The organism is Pseudomonas sp. (assembly GCF_049645325.1).
In the GTDB taxonomy this organism is placed as follows: Bacteria; Pseudomonadota; Gammaproteobacteria; order Pseudomonadales; family Pseudomonadaceae; genus Aquipseudomonas.
Genome location: NZ_JBARTQ010000312.1, coordinates 1 through 17959, shown reverse-complemented (window position 1 = coordinate 17959; position 17959 = coordinate 1). Strand labels below are relative to the sequence as shown.

At 60.8% G+C, this 17959-nt stretch carries 13 protein-coding genes; 2 read left to right on the top strand and 11 right to left on the bottom strand.

Annotated features, from left to right (window positions below; translation table 11 throughout):
- Positions 1-486: 486 nt before the first annotated feature.
- The 3 genes from WBB95_RS14225 to msbA all read right to left on the bottom strand — a co-directional run bounded on the left by WBB95_RS14225 (position 487) and on the right by msbA (position 4909).
- Positions 487-1422, bottom strand: coding sequence for an NAD-dependent epimerase/dehydratase family protein (locus WBB95_RS14225; protein WP_424488157.1), 936 nt, complete (start codon positions 1420-1422; stop codon positions 487-489).
- Entirely contained in the window at positions 1415-2839 is a 1425-nt protein-coding gene (gene hldE / locus WBB95_RS14220; protein WP_424488156.1) for a bifunctional D-glycero-beta-D-manno-heptose-7-phosphate kinase/D-glycero-beta-D-manno-heptose 1-phosphate adenylyltransferase HldE, read from the bottom strand. The genes WBB95_RS14225 and hldE overlap by 8 nt, the downstream gene beginning before the upstream one ends.
- A 264-nt stretch (positions 2840-3103) precedes the next feature.
- Positions 3104-4909, bottom strand: coding sequence for a lipid A export permease/ATP-binding protein MsbA (gene msbA, locus WBB95_RS14215; RefSeq protein ID WP_424488155.1), 1806 nt, complete (start codon positions 4907-4909; stop codon positions 3104-3106).
- Between the two features lie 159 nt (positions 4910-5068).
- Between msbA and WBB95_RS14210 the strand changes: the two genes are divergently transcribed.
- Entirely contained in the window at positions 5069-6931 is a 1863-nt protein-coding gene (locus WBB95_RS14210; RefSeq protein WP_424488154.1) for an O-antigen ligase family protein, read from the top strand.
- 45 nt (positions 6932-6976) lie between these two features.
- On the opposite strand, the gene WBB95_RS14205 is transcribed toward WBB95_RS14210, so the two are convergent.
- The 8 genes from WBB95_RS14205 to WBB95_RS14170 all read right to left on the bottom strand — a co-directional run bounded on the left by WBB95_RS14205 (position 6977) and on the right by WBB95_RS14170 (position 15638).
- Positions 6977-7861, bottom strand: coding sequence for a glycosyltransferase (locus WBB95_RS14205; protein WP_424488153.1), 885 nt, complete (start codon positions 7859-7861; stop codon positions 6977-6979).
- Positions 7858-9012 carry a glycosyltransferase family 4 protein gene (locus WBB95_RS14200; protein ID WP_424488152.1) on the bottom strand — a complete coding sequence of 385 codons (1155 nt, stop codon included), beginning with the start codon at positions 9010-9012 and terminating at the stop codon, positions 7858-7860. Before WBB95_RS14200 ends, WBB95_RS14205 begins: the two co-directional genes overlap by 4 nt.
- Entirely contained in the window at positions 9009-9893 is an 885-nt protein-coding gene (locus WBB95_RS14195) for a DUF6625 family protein (RefSeq protein WP_424488151.1), read from the bottom strand. The genes WBB95_RS14200 and WBB95_RS14195 overlap by 4 nt, the downstream gene beginning before the upstream one ends.
- Positions 9894-9949: 56 nt before the next feature.
- Positions 9950-11365, bottom strand: coding sequence for a PIG-L deacetylase family protein (locus WBB95_RS14190; protein ID WP_424488150.1), 1416 nt, complete (start codon positions 11363-11365; stop codon positions 9950-9952).
- Positions 11362-12258 (bottom strand): antimicrobial resistance protein Mig-14, encoded by an 897-nt coding sequence (locus WBB95_RS14185; protein WP_424488149.1) that lies wholly within the window; start codon positions 12256-12258, stop codon positions 11362-11364. The genes WBB95_RS14190 and WBB95_RS14185 overlap by 4 nt, the downstream gene beginning before the upstream one ends.
- Positions 12258-13388 (bottom strand): glycosyltransferase, encoded by a 1131-nt coding sequence (locus WBB95_RS14180; RefSeq protein WP_424488148.1) that lies wholly within the window; start codon positions 13386-13388, stop codon positions 12258-12260. The genes WBB95_RS14185 and WBB95_RS14180 overlap by 1 nt, the downstream gene beginning before the upstream one ends.
- Entirely contained in the window at positions 13372-15129 is a 1758-nt protein-coding gene (locus WBB95_RS14175; RefSeq protein WP_424488147.1) for a carbamoyltransferase family protein, read from the bottom strand. Before WBB95_RS14175 ends, WBB95_RS14180 begins: the two co-directional genes overlap by 17 nt.
- A 152-nt stretch (positions 15130-15281) precedes the next feature.
- Positions 15282-15638, bottom strand: coding sequence for a YceK/YidQ family lipoprotein (locus WBB95_RS14170; protein ID WP_424488146.1), 357 nt, complete (start codon positions 15636-15638; stop codon positions 15282-15284).
- A gap of 182 nt (positions 15639-15820) precedes the next feature.
- Here WBB95_RS14170 and WBB95_RS14165 point away from each other — a divergent pair, with 182 nt between their 5' ends.
- Positions 15821-17902: a TonB-dependent receptor family protein gene (locus WBB95_RS14165; protein ID WP_424488145.1), complete on the top strand. Its 2082-nt coding sequence runs from the start codon at positions 15821-15823 to the stop codon at positions 17900-17902.
- The last annotated feature ends 57 nt before the right edge of the window (positions 17903-17959 follow it).

Sequence of the window (17959 nt, the reverse complement as noted above, 5' to 3'; positions counted from 1 at the left end):
GTGAATCTGTTGACTGACACACCGCCTTCGCGAGCAAGCCCGCTCCCACAGTTGGAACTCATTACATCAGATAGTGATGTGCTGCTCTGCTGTTGCCCTGCTTCTGCTTCAACCACTCAGGTCGGCTTTCAGGCCGCCGTGCTCTGCTTTTGATCTGCTCGTGATTGTGATCTTGATCTGAGGCGCCCCGTTAACCACGATGGCCGAACGCAGGCTTTGGAGAGTGGGTAACCCGGCAGGACGCCGGGTTAGCCGTGTTGGGCCATGGATGGCCCGTCACGGCGGCCCACGCTCCAAAGCCGGAGTGAGGGCACACCGAGCCTAGGCGAGGTGCCGAGTGGAGGGGTAAGAGCGTTTTGGTTACTTTTGACTGGGCCGGCATTCCGGCTCCATCAAAAGTGACCCGCTGTAAGAGCGGAACCGATAGAGGCCATTACCGCAGTAATGGATATGCCCCCAACCCCCCAACCCCACAGCCCAGAGCAGTCAGCCGTTAAGCAACCGCTCCAACCCCACCTTCAACGGCGTAGGCTCAGGCAGTGTAAAACTCGCCAACAACCGCTGATTATCAGCCCGCGAATGCCGAATATCCCCTGACCGCGCCGGCCCGTATGTGATCGCGGGCAACGAACCCACCACTTCTTCCAGCGCCTGCAACACCTGCTTGAGCGTGGTCGTACGGTTCCAGCCTACGTTGATCGCACCCGGCGGCGCCTCAGGTGCTTCGATGGCCTGCACCAGCAAATCCACCAGATCTCCCACATACATAAAATCGCGGGTTTGCTCGCCGTCGCCAAACACGCTGATCGGCAACCCCTGCTGCACACGCTCGCTGAAGATACTGATCACACCGGAATACGGTGATGATGGATCCTGGCGCGGACCGAAGATGTTGAAGAAACGAAAGATCACCGGTTCCAGGCCATGCTGGCGGCGATAGAAGTCGAAGTAGTGCTCGCCAGCCAACTTGTCCGACGCATAAGGCGTCAACGGCGCCTTGGTGGTTTCTTCGTCAATCGAAGCACCTTCGCCATTGTTGCCATACACCGCCGCGCTGGACGCAAATACCACGCGCTTTACACCGGCTTTGCGCATGGCTTCGCAGACGTTCAAGGTGCCGACAAAATTGCTCTGGTGCGTGCTGACCGGATCATCCACCGAGGCCTGCACCGAGGCCACTGCAGCCAGGTGCACCACGGCCGAGGCGCCGACGGCGGCTTGCGCCACCAATTCGGCGTTGGCGACATCCCCTTCGATCAGCTCGACGCGCGGGTTGTCCAAGGCCAAATTGCTGCGCTTGCCGGTGGACAGGTTGTCCAGGACACGCACCGCATAGCCTTGGGCGAGTAACGCATCAACCAGATGCGAGCCGATAAACCCGGCACCGCCGGTGATCAGAACCCACTTTTCAGCCTTACTCATTGTTGCGAATCTTCTCGACGATGGCCGTGGTCGAGCTGTTCTCAACCAGGCCCAACACTTTGACCGTGCCGCCGTAGGCGCTGACGATATCGGCACCAACAACCTGGTCGACGGAGTAATCACCGCCTTTGACCAACACGTCCGGCTTGACCTGGGCGAGCAGGTTTTCAGGGGTCCCTTCAGCGAAGCTGATGACCCAGTCCACTGCGCCCAAACCGGCCAATACGGCCATGCGCCGGTCAACACTGTTGATCGGGCGGCCAGGGCCTTTCAGGCGACTGACCGAGGCATCGTCGTTGACCGCGACGATCAGGCGATCGCCTTGGGCGCGCGCCTGTTCCAGGTAAGTCACGTGACCGGCATGCAGGATGTCGAAGCAGCCGTTGGTGAACACAATGCTTTCGTTGTGGGCACGGGCATCGTCAATGGCCAGCAGCAATTGCTCGATGGTCAGCACACCCCGTTCCGAGCCTTCGGAACGCTGGATCGCGCGGCGCAATTCAGGCGCGCTGATAGCTGCGGTACCCAGTTTGCCGACCACAATGCCCGCCGCCAGATTGGCCAGGGCCACGGCATGGGGCAGTTCTTCACCGGCGGCAATGGAGGCAGCCAGGGTGGAGATCACGGTGTCACCGGCACCGGTGACGTCGAACACTTCACGGGCACGCGCCGGCAAGTGCATCGCCGGGTGGCCGGGACGCAGCAAGGTCATGCCGTGCTCGCCACGGGTCACCAGCAAGGCGCCCAAGTCGAGGTCGGCCATCAGCTTGGCGCCCTTGGTCACCAGTTCGTGCTCGTCGGCGCAACCGCCGACGATGGCTTCGAACTCGCTGAGGTTCGGCGTGATCAGGCTGGCGCCTCGATAAATCGAGAAGTCCTTGCCCTTGGGATCAGCCAGCACCGGAATGCCCCTGGCCTTGGCGGCCTGGATCAGTTCCTGATGATTCTTCAACGCGCCTTTGCCGTAGTCGGACAGCACTAGCACCTTGATGCCTTCAAGCAACGCGTCGACCTGGCCGCTCAGGGCCAGGGCGTCGGTGGCGAAGGGTTCTTCGAAATCGATACGCAGCAATTGCTGGTGACGGCTCATGACCCGCAGCTTGACGATGGTCGGCTGATGGGCAATGCGCTGGAACAACGCGCGCACGCCAGCGCCGCGCAGGCTGTTGGCCAGGCTGTCGGCGGCTTCGTCGTCGCCGGTCACACCCACCAGGGAGGCCGGGGCACCGAGGGCGGCAATATTGAGGGCAACGTTGGCAGCGCCACCTGGACGGTCTTCGATTTGCTCGACCTTGACTACCGGTACCGGTGCCTCAGGGGAAATCCGTGAGGTACCGCCATGCCAGTAACGGTCGAGCATGACATCGCCGACCACCAAGACAGGGGCTTGATCGAATCGCGGCATGGACAACTTCATGGAGCAACCCACATACAAAATGAACAGGGGCGCGATATTAGCACAGGGTTACAGGAGGCTTGTGGAGGGCGTGACAGAAGATGGTACGGGAGACGGAGAGTGAATCCGCTGATGAAACAAATGTGGGAGCGGGCTTGCTGTGGTGAGGGGGGAGCCCCCCGACCAGGTTACTGCAAACAGACAGGGCTGCTTCGCAGCCCAGCGCGGGGCAAGCCCGCTCACCACAGCAAGCCCGCTCCCACACTGAGCCTAAGGCCCGTTGAATCAGGTGATGTCTGCAGGCACCGGCACATCCAGGCCCATGGCGTGCAGGCGGGCGTAATAGCCGTTCTGCGCCAACAGTTCGCCGTGGGTACCGCGCTCGACGATCCGGCCGTCGTCCATTACCAGGATCAGGTCGGCCTTCTCGATGGTGGACAAGCGGTGCGCGATCACCAGTGTGGTGCGGCCCTGCATGACCTTGTCCAGAGCTGCCTGAATGTGCCGCTCGGATTCGGTGTCGAGGGCCGAGGTGGCCTCGTCGAGAATCAGCAATGGCGCGTTCTTGAGCAAGGCGCGGGCGATGGCCAGGCGCTGGCGCTGCCCCCCGGACAACAGCACGCCGTTTTCGCCAACCGGGGTGTCGAAACCCTTTGGCAACTGGTCGATGAAGTCCTTGGCATAGGCATCTGCCGCCGCCGCTTCAACGTCGGCGCGGGGTGCGCCGGCCAAGTCACCGTAAGCAATGTTGTTGGTCACAGTGTCGCTGAACAGGGTCACGTGCTGGGTCACCTGGGCAATGTGTTTGCGCAGGTTGAGCAGTTTGTAGTCTTCGATCTCCACGCCATCGAGCAGGATTTCACCGCTCTCATGGTGATAGAAGCGCGGGATCAGGCTGGCCAGGGTCGACTTGCCGCTGCCGGAACGGCCCACCAGGGCGATCATCTGCCCAGGCTCGGCGGTGAAGCTGATGTCCTTGAGCACATGGCGTTCGGTGCCGGGGTAGGTGAAGTTCAGATGGCGCACTTCCAGGCGGCCGCTGACCTTGTCGCGCTCGACGGTACCGCGATCAATCTCTTTTTCTTCGTCCAACTGCTCGAAAATACTTTCAGCACCGGCCACGCCTTTCTGAATGGTCGAGCTGACTTCCGACAACTGGCGGATCGGCTTGGGCAGCAGGCCGGCCAAGGTGATGTAAGCCACCATGTCACCGGCGGAGGCGTCGCCACGCAGGTAAAGCACCAGGAACATCAGCACCGCCATGGCGGAGTAGATCACCAACTGCAGCGCCGGCGTGTAGATCGCGCCGGTGCGGGTCATGCGCAGTTGTTTGTTGGTGTTGCTCAGGCTGGCCTTGAGGAAACGCTTCTCCTCGTAGACTTCACCACCGAAGCTGCGCACCACGCGGTAGCCCTGAATGGTTTCGGAGGCCACGTGAGTCACATCACCCATGGCGACCTGGATCTTCTTGCTCTGCTTGCGGAATTTCTTGCTGGCCGTGCTGACCATCACCGCAATCAGCGGCAGGATGGCGATCATCACCAGCGTCAGGCGCCAGTTCATGAACAGCAAGGAGGCGAACAGGAAAATCACCGTCATACCTTCGCGGATCACCACTTTGATGGCGTCGGTAGCGGCCCCCGTGACCATGGTCACGTTGAAGGTGATGCGGGAAATCAGATGCCCGGAGTTGTGGTTGTCGAAGTAACGGTTGGGCAGCGTCAGCAGGTTGTTGAACAACTGCACACGCAGGTCGTGGACCAGGCCCAGCGAGACCTTGGCCAACAGGTAGTTGCCCAGGAACGAACCCAGGCCCTGCCAGGCTGCGATCAGAATGATCAACAAGGGCACGGCTTGCAGCAATTGCAGGTCACGCAGGAGCGGCACGCTGGGGAACAGCACCGCTTCCGGATTGGACAGACCGTCGACGAAGTACTTGAGGATGTACCCCAGCATGGGCTGGGTCGACGCGAAAATCAGAAATCCGACAATACTCAACGCAAACAAGCCAGCATAGGGCTTAACGTACATGAGCAGACGGAAGTATATTTTCAAGCTCGAAGGGCTTGCGCTTGGACTGGAGTCGGTCATATCACGCGGCGTTTTGAAAAAGGAGGCTGACTTTAGCACAGCTTCTCTGTTGTACTTGCACCCGGCATGACCCTCGGCCCGGTTGGATCCAACGGGCGACATTATATAGCCACTACTTTAAAATGGTCGGCTTTCTCTATTCTGGAATGGCTTTACTGTATGCACTCCAAGCGCCTCATCTATGGCTCAAATCGCGTTTTCGACTTCCTGGTCCTATGGATTTTGCCCATTGGCTTGTTGTTGCTCCTGAGTTCACTGTTTTTTGTCACCAATCGCAATGTGCTGCACAAGTTTTACTACGTTTTTTTCAGTGTCCCTGCCTTGTTCCTGTTGTGCTTGCGCCCTCGCGAATTCAAAGAGTTACTGCGTGAGCCTTTGGCGGCGGCCTTTCTGGCGTTCTGCGTGTGGGCGCTGATCACCGTGCTCTGGAGCCCGGAGCCCACCGGCGACTCCAATCTCTTCAAGGTACCGCTGCAAACGTTCATGCTGTTTGCCGGCTGTGGATTGCTGCTGCATTACCGCAATGACCTGTTCCGGCCGATGTTCTTCAGCGCCGCCGTGATCGCGCTGGTGGTGACCCTGTGCAACCTGGTGGCGTTCGCCAAAGGCTACGAACCGGGCATGCGCATGATCGGCGGCCGGGGCGCCCTCGACAACCCGCTGCTCAGTTCACACCTGTTCGGCTTTTTCTGCGTGTATTGGCTGTACGTCTGCGTCACGACCAAACGGTTGCATACGCTGTGGTTCAGCGTCCCGGCCCTGGCGATCATGGCCACGGCAGTGCTGGCCACCGGGTCCCGGACGCCATTGGTTGCACTGGTTCTGGCGGTGCTTTGGCTGGGCCTGCTCAGCCGCAATCGTCGTTCGGCGTTGATGGTGCTCGGTCTGGTGCTGACGGCGGTCGCGTTGTGCGTGTTTTTCCCGCAACTGATCACTGAACGCGGCAGCTCATTCCGCTTTGAAATATGGCGCATTATTCTGGAGCGCATCGCCGAGCACCCCTGGATCGGCCACAGCTACGACTCCGAACTGTACGTGAAGCCTGCGAAATATGATTTCGAAGCGCTGCGCGAACCTCACAGCTTCGCCTTGGGCGTCATTTATTACGTCGGCATCATCGGCTTTATCCCATGGGTCTTCATGCTCGGCCGGGGCCTTTACCAAGGTCTCAAGGAACGGGCACAGCCGCTGTTTATCCTCGCTTCCTCCCTCCTCGCCTACGGCATCGGCGCCAGCCTTACCGAAGGCGGCGGCATTCTTTCGCGGCCCAAGGAGCACTGGTTCCTGCTGTGGATTCCGCTGGCACTGATCGCCGGGCTGAGCATCGCCAAACGCCGACGCAGCTTGCTGGGCATGCCGGTGGCCACGCCAACCTCACAGGCGTTCGAAACGCTGCGCGACGGCGCTCATGTGATTGAAGAAGACGGCCTTGGCCCTAAAGTCCTGCGCCTGGAAGACGGCAGTTTCCTCAAGCTGTTCAGGGCCCGACGCTGGTACACCTCCGGCACGTTCAACCCGTACTCGGAGCGTTTCGCCAGCAACAGCGAGCAACTGCAACAACTCGGCATTGCTGCACCGCCGATCCTCGATCTGTACAGCTTGCCGGACGGCAGCAGCGCCGTGCGCTACCGCCCGCTCCCCGGCCTGACCTTGCGTCAGGCCCTGCAAAGCCTGGACAGCAGCCTGCGCGAGTCGCTGATCGAACGGTTTGGCCGCTTCATGGCCCAGTTGCACGAGCGAGGGGTTTACTTCCGCTCCCTGCATCTGGGCAATGTGCTGCTGCTGGAGGATGGGGAATTCGGGCTCATCGACATCGCCGACATGCGCATTTTCCCGTCGGCACTGCGCAACGCGCTGCGCCAGCGCAACTTGAAGCACATGCAACGTTATCCGCAGGACCGCAACTGGCTGTTCGAGACTCACTTTGAACAACTGGCCAATGGGTATGCGTCGGTTGCATCGCCGAAAGCCACAGCCAAGATTCGCGAACAGGTGCTGACGCTCGCCCGTCCAGCCGCCTGACACACAAACCAAGTGCGCCCCCCTTCGGGGCGCACTGAGGCGGTATCAGTCTTTTTCCAGCGGGGAAAAATACAGCCGCGCCAAGCCCCGCCAGGTTTTCTTGTTCCAGGCCCGAAACGGGATCTGCGCCAGCAACTCACGCGCCAACGCGCGATTGCGGTTGGAGGTCTTGAGGAACATCGAGCTGAGGAACTTGTAGCGCACCTCGTCGTATTGCGGATGGTCACTGAACAGCGCGTACGAGCGCAGGATATTGTCGATCATGAATCGGTGATTTTTGTACGAGTTGGTGGCGTGCTTGCGATAACGCGCCATGACCACGTTCAAGCCGTCGATGAAGTACCCGGCTCGGGTGATCTTCAACTCGATCAACAAGTCTTCCAGGCGGATTTCCGGGTCGAAGCCCCCGACCTTTTCCAGCGCCTCGCGCCGAATCATCAGCGTGGGGGCAGGCGGGTAAGGTTTACGCTCCAGGAACATGTCGTCGAAATCCAGACGCCGGAATGGCACGTCCCGACGCTGCCGCTTTTCCGGAAACAGCTCGCCCTTGGAGTCGATCAGCTCGATGTTACCGGCACAAATGCCGACCTCAGGCTTGCCGTCCATATAGGCCACCTGGGTCGCAATGCGCTCGGGCAACATGATGTCATCGGAACCGAACGGCACAATCAGCGGCCCGTGAGACCGTGCAACGGCCCCGTTGATGGTGTTGGTCAGCCCTTGGTTTTGCTGCACACGAAAGTCGAACGTGTGGTGTTCCTGCAACCGGCGAATACGTTCGACGCTGTCGTCCGGCGAGCCATCGTCAATCACCAACAGCTCGATATTCGGATAGGTCTGGTTCAAGACGCTGAGGATGCTTTCCTCAATGTAGGGGCCGTGGTTATACGACGCGATGATCACCGTGACCAACGGCTGACTCTGGTTCATACCTTGTTCCTGTGTGCTTGAGCCAAACCTGAATCAATCAGGTCAAGGTATTGCTGGCGGAAAACCTCAATGTCGTGCTCCGCCTGAAGGTACTGGAAAGCCTGCTCGCCCTTCTGCGCGAGTGCCTCGTCGGGCAGCGCCAGGTAGGCATCGAGCGCCCGGGTCAGCTCGGGGACGTTGGTCGGCTCTACCGCCAAACCACCCGCCCCTTCAATCAGGGGAAGCATGGCGGGCACGCTGGAGGCGATTACCGGCAGGCGACCACTCATGCCTTCCAGCAGCGCCAGGCCCAGGCCTTCGGCCAGCGAAGGCATAGCCCAGATGTCGAAGGCGCGCACATACTGCAGGGCATTTTCCTTGAACCCCAGCAAGTGCACGCGCCCATCAAGGCCAAGGCTTTGGATCTGCGCGGCCAGGTTGGCTTCCTCGCGCCCCGCACCAATGATGGCGAGCTGAGCGGTGGGGTATTGATCTTTGAGCGCGGCGAATGCTTGCAACAGATATTTGTGGCCCTTGACGGGTACCAGTCGGCCCAAGGCGCCGATCAGGCGCACTGACGGGTCGATACCCAGCAACTCGCGCGCACGCTCACGCGAATGCTGCAGGGCCTGGGCCTGCTCGATGTCGATGGCATTGGTAATCGCGTAGGTATTGCTGTCGGTAAAGCCGCATTGGCAATCCAGCAAGTACTGCTTGACCGCCGGTGACACGCCGACAAAGCGCCAGTGCTGGTCGATCCAGCGTTGCGCCTGTTTGCGCCGGTAAAGACGGTCATATTCGCCGAAGCCGTGGGAGATGCCGATACACAGGGGAATCTTCAACCAGCGGTTCAATTGCAACATCATGTTGACCGGCTTGAAGCGGTTGCACACCACGACGTCGAACTTCTCGCTGCGACAGAACTTGTACAGCTGCCACATGGCGCGCAGCCTCAAGCCCTTGAGTGACTTGTCGGAGAACTCGAAATACACCGATTTCGCCGCGCGGCTGACAGGGTCCGCAGGCCCTGGACGGCCACGCAGGAACGCGGCCGTGACCTCATAGCGGTCCGCCGGCAATGCCTTGACGATCTGTTCGGCCAAGTCGGCAAAATCATGGGATTTAACATTGTAGTCAGGCTGCAATTGCAGGACTTTGAAACGCCGACTCATAACTCTCCTCGATGGAAACCTGTGGCATCAACAACCCAGGATGTTTCAGCGGCCAGCGCCTCGACAGACTCGCTGCTTGGCAGCGGCAACAATGGCCATTGATTGCGCTTCCAACAGACAAAATGAAAATACGGAAATTCCCGATCGCCGTCCCTGTCGTTGGTCAGCCGACCGTTGTTCCAGAACCATTGATGGGGGAAGCGATCGCTGCCGTCATGCCACTTGATGACGCCACCCGGCGTGCTGAATGCCTCGGTGAATTCACTGCGCCGGCGCCAAGGGTTGAGCTTGCCTACCAGCTGGAACAACGGTCTGGGGAAATTCTTGCGCCAAAGGAAAATACGGCTGAACGCACCTTCATCCAGCGCATGATGCGCCTGATCGGTAAACCGCGCTTCCCAATCCTTGATCTGCATAAACACTTGGCGCTTTTTGGCGGTGTTGCGCATCAGGCACAAATGGCCGGCGACCCGTCGCTCATGGGTCGAGAACAAGTCATAGCTGGCCAACCGCTCAGCTGTGAAATAGTCGCGCAGGTTGCCATAAATCAGGTCCAGGTCGCCAAACGCCCAGAAATCATAGCCCCCCAGGCGATCCGCATGGATATGCCCCAATGCCGGCTTGATGTCACACAACTTATACGGCGCTGTAGGCGCGAAGTGCAGGTACAGCCGCTGTGACACCAGCGCGCAGTAATCGGCAAAGGTAATGCTTTCAATCCGCACGTTGCCTGGCACGTTGTCCGGTACCGGGCAGTCGCTGAACAACAGCCAGTCAATATCCGCGTTGTGCCGACAGCTTTCGAGAAAAAAAGGCATCCAGAATGGCCAGTGGCCAAAGTAAGGGATGAGAAAGAGAATGCGGGGGCGCGGGTTGATCACAGGGGGCTCACTGTCGTTTTTACGGGAGCGCTCTCAGCTCCACACTTTGCGTAACATTACTTGTGGTTGATGAACCAAAAAAGTTCGTGGCGCCTGATGGCCTTGCGAAAGAACTCATTCTCACCCCAGGGCGAGACGGTTCTTGCGGCCAACAGGCGCTGTATGACACGCCGCACGCGCCGTTTGAACGGCATCCTCGGCTGCAAGTCATGCATCATTCCAAGCGACATGGCCTTGTCACACTGCTGTTCTGCGGATAACGGCAGGCAAAAGGGCTGCAAAGTGTACGTTGAATCAAAGAATGGTGGCAAAGCGATACCACTGCCCGAATCCCCCATCGGCCAGCGGTCGTTGTCATGCAAATGATTGGCGTAACCGAGCAACGTGGTCGGTTGCCACTCCAACCCCTGCAAAGCCTCCAATACGGCTTGCTGGGCACAGATATGGTCAGGGTGGGGGTCAAGCACCGCATGGGGCAGCACGATGACTTCAGGACGCGCCATTAACAGCAGCGCTCGAAGATCGGCCAACAGGTTGTTCCAGGTCGGCCGCCCGTCCACATCCGCCGGCAAGCTGAACGGGTTGAACTGGCGAAACACGCGGATATCCTCCAGCTCGGCTTCCCGCGACGCCACCGCCCGGTCAGGCTCGGCCTTCATCGCCGCCAGCTGCAGGCAGAAATACCCCAGCTGGACGCAATGCTCCTGCGCCACGCCCGCCCAGCGCGGCACGGCAATGCTGTCCCAGGCACGCAAGCGGCCCTTGAGGCGCGCAGCCTCAGGCTTGCTCAAGCCCATGTGTTGATAATGCTCAGCTTCGATCTCACCGGCCGTCAGCGTCACGATCCAGGGTTGCGTCGCCTGGTGGTACAGGCCAAAGGCTGCCAGTTCGGCATCGTCGGCGTGCGGTGCAATCACCATCACCCGCTGCTGACGCACATCGGGCTGGCGGAACACCGACAGTACCGGCTGCCCCTGCACGCGGCAGAACTGGCTCTGCAGCCGCAACTGCCCATCGACAAGCGCCTGCGCCTGGCCCGTGAGGTTCAGGTAGCGCAAGCCATTGACGCCGCGTTCGAACACCTGGCGATCACCACCGGGCAAGGCAATAGAGGGGTCGATAAAACGGCCCAGCCATTTGCTCTTGAGGCGCAGTGCGAGGATCAGCGTCTCGGCGCCCGACAGCATCAGCGGCTGGTCGAGCAGCAGTCGGCCCTGGTCCAGCCTGACGGCTGGCTGTTCGGTGTCCGCCGCAAATTGGTACTGATAGTCGTCTTTGGGCGAATAAAACAGGTGGTCGGCAAACCAGGCCTCGTGAGCCACCCAAGCCAGTACCGCCAACACCAGCGGCAACCACCAGGCCACCCCCACACCGACGCCAACCAACAACACCACACCCACCAGCAGGCTGATGCGTTTATGGCGGCGATGGCGCTTGAGCAGCGCCTGCTTGCGGCTCACGGATTCACTCATGCTTTAAATACCGGCACAGGGTTGCACCAACGGTCCTTGTACTCGCGGTCGGCCCGGCCAAACGAAAACCGCAGCGGCTTGCCGGCTTCCCGCGCCTGCTCCCAGGCGCTTTGTGTGTTGAGGAAACTCAGCACGCTGCCCGGGCTGAACGCGCGGGTCTCAGGGTCCACACCGCCATTGATGTACTCGACGCTGATCCACTCGGGCGCTTCGACACGGTAGACCAGTTGAATGGCAATCGGCGCGTCGTTGAGGAATATCACAGACCCGATCAACCACTCACGCAGCAGCTCGATCACCTGCGCCATGCGTTCGGCACCGGTGGCGGGGAAACCCCAGCGGCGCTGGAACAGGTCGCAGTAGATGGCCGCCAGCTCCGCGCTGGAGAACTCCTCGACCGCCCGCACCACACCGCCGGCCTCTTCGAGCAGGCGCAACTCGCGGCGCTGGTTGTAGCGAAATTTCTTCGACAATTCTTCCGGGGTGCGCGCCATGGCCAACTGTTCGGCCTGGGGCTTGAGGCCGCTGAAACGGCCTTCATTGAGCGCCGACAGGTAACGCGCGCGATGGCGCAGAGGCGCCTGGGCATCCGCAGCGGCGGGCAGGATCAACTCGGCATTGCCCAAATCGAACAAGCCTTTCTTGCCATGACGCTTGAGCACGTCCTTGGACAACGCCAGGTCCTGGCCCCAGGTCGCAATGCAGGCCTTGAGGTCACTGCCCTGCTCCCATGCCAGATAACGGACCGGGATTTGCGCCAGCCCGGCCAGCCGCTCGACCACTTGTGGGTGCGTCGCGACACTGCCGCCAAAACGCTGCCAGGCATCGCTGTAGGTGGACGCATCGACGACGGACCAGCCACGCTCGCGCCAGCCTTGGAATCGATTGAGCATCAAGCCCTCGCGGTCAGTTCAATTACGTGGGGCAACTGCCAGAACGTAGCGCGCACGGCCTGATCCGAGAACCGCTCGTGCAGTCGCTCCAGCATCATCTCGGCGCATTGCTGGTGCTGTTCGCGGTCCATGGCCGCCAGGTGACGAAGCCCCTGGCCCAGGTGTTCGGCATCGCCAAACGGAAACAGGATGCCCACGCCTTCCACCACTTCCCGGGCGCCGCCGCAGGCGGTGGCCAACAGCGGTACGCCTGCCGCCATGGCTTCCAGCAGCACCATGCCGAACGGTTCGTGGTCGGAACTCAGGGCAAAGGCATCGAACGCGCGGAAATAACGGCGCGCCTCCGGCACCTGCCCGAGAAACAGCACCTGCTCGGCAATGCCCAGCTCGCGGGCCAGGGCCTTGAGGTCCTTTTCCAGGCGCCCGGTACCGAGAATTGCCAGGCGACTTTGCGCCGGCAAATGCGGCAGCGCCAGGGCAAAGCCCTTGAGCAAGGTGGCCTGGTCCTTGTCCGGGTGCAGGCGGCCGACATTGCCGACCACCCATTCATCCGGCGACAAACCCAGGGCATCCCGCGCGGCATCGGCCGGCACCTGCCGGGCTTGCAGGGCGTCGACGTCGATGCGGTTATACAGGGTCTGGATGCGTGCCGCCGGCCACGCGGGCAGGCAACGGCGCATGTCATCGCGCACTGCATCCGACACACCGAGCAGGCTCAGGCGCTTGCGGAAAATCGACGCGAACAGCTTGCGGGTACCACGCTTGTAGTCACCAAAAGCATGGTGCACGCCGATCACCGGCAGGCGAGTGCCCAGCAGTGCAACGTAGATCGGCTTGAAGCGGTGCGCGATGCAGAAACTGAAGTTGCGCGACGCGGCAATCTTGCGCAATTCACGGATGGCGCCCAGCTTGAGGCCACGAATGGCCTTCGAGCTGAATTCCATAAACAACACTTCATCACTGGCACAGCCCGCGGCCACTTCGGGGTCGGCGACCCCGGTGAGAAACACCGTGGTCACTTTATAGCCGGAGCCTGCGAACAGGCTCGCGTACTGCCGCGCACAGTCTAGGAACGGCCCGTCATAGCCGTGGCAGAACTGCAGGACGTGACGCTCAGCCGACCGAGTCATAAGGGTCCACGCCGTCTTTGACGACCAGGATGTCTTCCATGATCAGGTACTGCAGGTCAGAGCCGAAGAACATATCGAGCGCGTCTTTCGGCGAGCAGATCATCGCTTCGCCACGACGGTTGAGCGAGGTGTTCAGGGACACGCCGTTGCCGGTCAGCACTTCCAGCTCTTTCATCATGTCGTAGTAGCGCGGGTTGTATTCGCGCTTGAGCACCTGGGCGCGGGAGGTGCCATCTTCATGGACCACTTCCGGCACGCGGGTTTTCCACTCCTCCGACACTTCAAAGGTGAAGGTCATGAACGGTGCCGGATGATCGACTTTGATCATCTGTGGGGCAACGGTGTCGAGCATCGACGGGCAGAAAGGCCTCCAGCGCTCGCGGAACTTGATCTGGTGGTTGATGCGGTCAGCCACGCCAGTGGCGCTCGGGCAACCGATGATCGAACGACCGCCCAGGGCACGCGGGCCAAACTCCATGCGGCCCTGGAACCAGGCCACCGGGTTGCCGTCGACCATGATCTTGGCGATGCGCTTCGGCGTATTTTCGATCTGGCGCCACACCGGCTTGCTCGCATGCTTGGCGCACGCGGCAATCACGTCTTCGTTGCTGTAGGACGGGCCGAGGTAGACGTGTTCCATCTTCTCCACCGGTACACCACGGGCGTGAGACACGTAAGCGGCGGCGCCGACGGCGGTGCCGGCATCACCGGACGCTGGCTGCACGAACAGCTCTTTGACGTCATCGCGGGCGATGATTTTCTGGTTCAGCTTGACGTTCAGCGCGCAACCACCGGCGAAGGCCAGCTTGCCGGTGTCTTTGAGGATGTCGCCCAGGTAGTGGTCGATCATCTGCAAGGCCAGCTTCTCGAACAGCGCCTGCATGCTGGCCGCGTAGTGAATGTACGGCTCGTCGGCGATGTCGCCTTCGCGCTTCGGACCCAGCCACTCGATCAGCTTCGGCGAGAAGTAGAAACCCTTGCCCTTCTCTTTGTAACGGCGCAGGCCGATGACGTTAGCGTAGTCGGTGTTGATCACCAGCTCGCCGTTTTCAAACGAGGCCAGGCGCGAGAAATCATATTTGCTGGCGTCGCCATACGGCGCCATGCCCATGACCTTGAATTCGCCGTCGAGCATCTCGAAACCGAGGAACTCGGTGATTGCGCCGTACAGGCCACCCAGGGAATCCGGGTCGTAGAATTCTTTGATCTTGTGGATCTTGCCGTTTTCGCCGTAGCCGAAGAACGTGGTGGCGTACTCACCTTTGCCGTCGATGCCCAGGATCGCGGTTTTTTCCTGGAAACCCGAGCAGTGGTAGGCGCTGGAGGCGTGGGCGAGGTGGTGTTCAACCGGTTCGATCTTGATTTTCTTCGGATCGAAACCCAGTTGCTCCAGGCACCAGACGATCTTGTTGCGATAGCGCTTGTAGCGACGGTTGCCCATCAGGATCGCGTCGAGCGCGCGGTCCGGGGCGTACCAGTAACGCTTGGCGTAGTGCCAGCGCGCCTCGCCGAACAGGCTGATCGGGGCGAACGGGATCGCCACCACGTCAACGTCGGAAGGCTTGATGCCGGCCTGTTCCAGGCAGAATTTCGCCGATTCGTAGGGCATGCGGTTCTTTGCATGTTTGTCGCGTACGAAGCGCTCTTCTTCGGCGGCCGCGATCAGCTTGCCGTCGATATACAAGGCTGCGGAAGGATCATGGCTAAGGGCGCCGGACAGGCCAAGAATCGTCAATGCCACAGGGGTCTAGCCTCTTTTAGTCTGCATGCAGGCGGGTCGCGCCTGAAAAAGTGTGCTCCCCGCCTGGGCGAGAAACAGCTAAAGGGCGGGATTATAGCGTAAACACGACACGTGATGATCTAGGGAATGTGGCGACCGGTTGTCACTGCACCCTAGCGATAGATCTCAATGCTGCCGTCTTTGTTCTGGCGGTAGATCGTGTAGGGCAGCATCAACGTATCCAGCGCGCCGGAGGCGACGAACTCGATGGCGACGATCGGCAGGAAATTACCGTCGTGGCCCAAAATGCCGTTGTCCTTCAGGCTTTTGTTCGGCGCCGGTTCTCCGTTAAGCGTGCAAAACCCGTAGATCACGCCGCTGTAGATGCGCGGCACGTTTTCGCAGTGACTGCGTGAGTCCTTGAGATTCTGGCTGGCCACGGCGTCCGGGCGGAACACGGTGTTGATCGTGCCGCACCCGGCCAGCGACACGAGCGCCGCCATCCACAAGACCTTAGATGTCATCCTCATGAACCCTTCCTTTTGACCTATCAACGGGGCCGTCGACGCTAACACTGAAGGCGCCGAAGACCCAATGCAGGCGAGCCATACGCCGCGTAGGACGATTCTCAAATGATTAAAATCGCCCAATTCACTAAACTCGCGCCCTTTTACGCGTTTACACCTTAAGCGCCACGGATTCCGGCTGATTCATGACAACCCTCACCCGCTTCACCCTGTTGCTGCCCGGCCTGCTCGCCCTGTGCGACAGCGCCCAGGCCGACGATACAGCGCTGGTCCTTGACCCCAGCGTCGTCACCGGCTCACGCAGCGCCAGCCCGACCTTCGACCTGCCGTATTCGGTGGACAGCATCAGCCACGCGCAAATCAGCGACGGCCAACTCGGCATCAACGCCTCCGAAGCCCTGTCCCGCGTACCCGGCCTGGTGGTGCAAAACCGCCAGAACTATGCCCAGGACCTGCAGATATCCTCGCGCGGCTTCGGCGCCCGCTCGGCGTTTGGCGTGCGTGGGATCAAGCTGATCGCCGACGGCATCCCCGCCAGCACCCCGGACGGCCAGGGCCAGGCGGCCACCTTCAACCTCGACACCGCCGAACGCATCGAAGTGCTGCGCGGCCCGGCGGCCACCCTGTACGGCAGCAACGCCGGTGGCGTGATCCAGATGTTCTCCCGCGACGGCGAAGGCCCGCCGCGCATCGGCGCCGAAACCCTGGTGGGCAGCGACGGCCTAAACAAAAACCACCTGACCGCCGAAGGCGCGGCGAACGGCGCCGGTTTCGTCCTCGACGCCTCACGCATGGACACAAACGGCTACCGCGACCACAGCAGTGCGCGTCGCGACCAGACGTTCGCCAAGCTCAACTTCCAGCCGGACGACGACAGCAAGCTCGCGCTGATCTACAGCAGCCTGGAGCAGAACGGCACGCAGGACCCGCTGGGGCAGACGTGGGAAGCCTACAAGGCCGACCCGCGTTCGGTAGCACCGGCCGCGCTGACGTACAACACGCGCAAGAGCATTGATCATCAGCAATTGGGCATGAATTACGAGCGCTATATTGGCGATGCGACGTTGCAGGTGAACGCGTATACCGGGACGCGGAGCGTGATTCAGTACTTATCGATTCCCGGCGGTACTCCCGCAGACAAGCGCGGCGGCGTCGTCGATTTCGACCGCAAATTCTACGGTGGCTCCGTCCACTGGTTGCAGCCCATCGCCAGCGCGCCCGGCGACCTGACGCTGATCACCGGCCTCGACTACGACCGCAGCCGGGATGATCGCCAAGGCTATTCCAACACCCTCGACGGCGTGCACGGCGTCAAAGGCGCCTTGGGCCGCGATGAAATCGACACCGCCACTAGCCTCGACCCGTTCGTGCAAGCCAACTGGCTGCTGGGCGACTGGACCCTGCAAGCCGGCCTGCGCCACAGCACCATGAAGATGGACGTGGACGACCACTTCCTCAGCGACGGCAACGACAGCGGCAACAAGACGTATCAAAAGAACACGCCGTCGGTCAGCGTCATGTACGCCTTCACGCCGAACTTGCATGGCTATGTGAGCGCGGGTAAAGGCTTCGAAACCCCGACCCAGGCGGAGTCGGCGTACTCCAACACCTCAAACAGCTTCAACTTCGCGCTCAAGCCGTCGGTCAGCAAGCAGTACGAAGTCGGTTTGAAAGCGCTGATCGGCCAGGACACGCGCCTCAATGCGGCTCTTTTCCAGATCACCACCGAAGATGAATTAGTGGTGGCGCAATCCAAAGACGGGCGCACGACCTATCAGAACGCTGGCCGCACCCTGCGCCGTGGTTTCGAACTGGGCATCGAAAGCCAGCTCTCGGAACAGTGGAGCACCAACCTCGCTTACACCCGGCTGCAAGCTACCTATGACAGCGACTTCATTGGCGGGGGCAAACCAGTCGACAAAGGCAACTACCTCCCCGGCGTGCCGCAAACCACGCTCTTCGCCGAGCTGAACTGGAAGCCCCGCGACTGGGTCAGCACCGCCCTTGAAGGCATGTACCGCAGCAAGGTCTACGTCGAAGACACCAACCAGCAACACGCCGCGCCGGGCTACAGCGTATTCAACTGGCGTGCACGCTTTGAGCAGAAGGTCGAGCACTGGACCTTCCACCAGACCCTGCGCCTGGATAACTTGTTGGACCGTCAATACGTGGGTTCGGTGATCGTCGGCGACGGCAATGGCCGCTATTACGAAGCCGCGCCGGGGCGCTCGTGGTATGCCGGGGCCGGGGCGGAGTACCAGTTCTGATCGGGTAATGCTGCGTCTGGTCGACCATCATCGCGGGCAAGCCCGCTCCCACAGTTG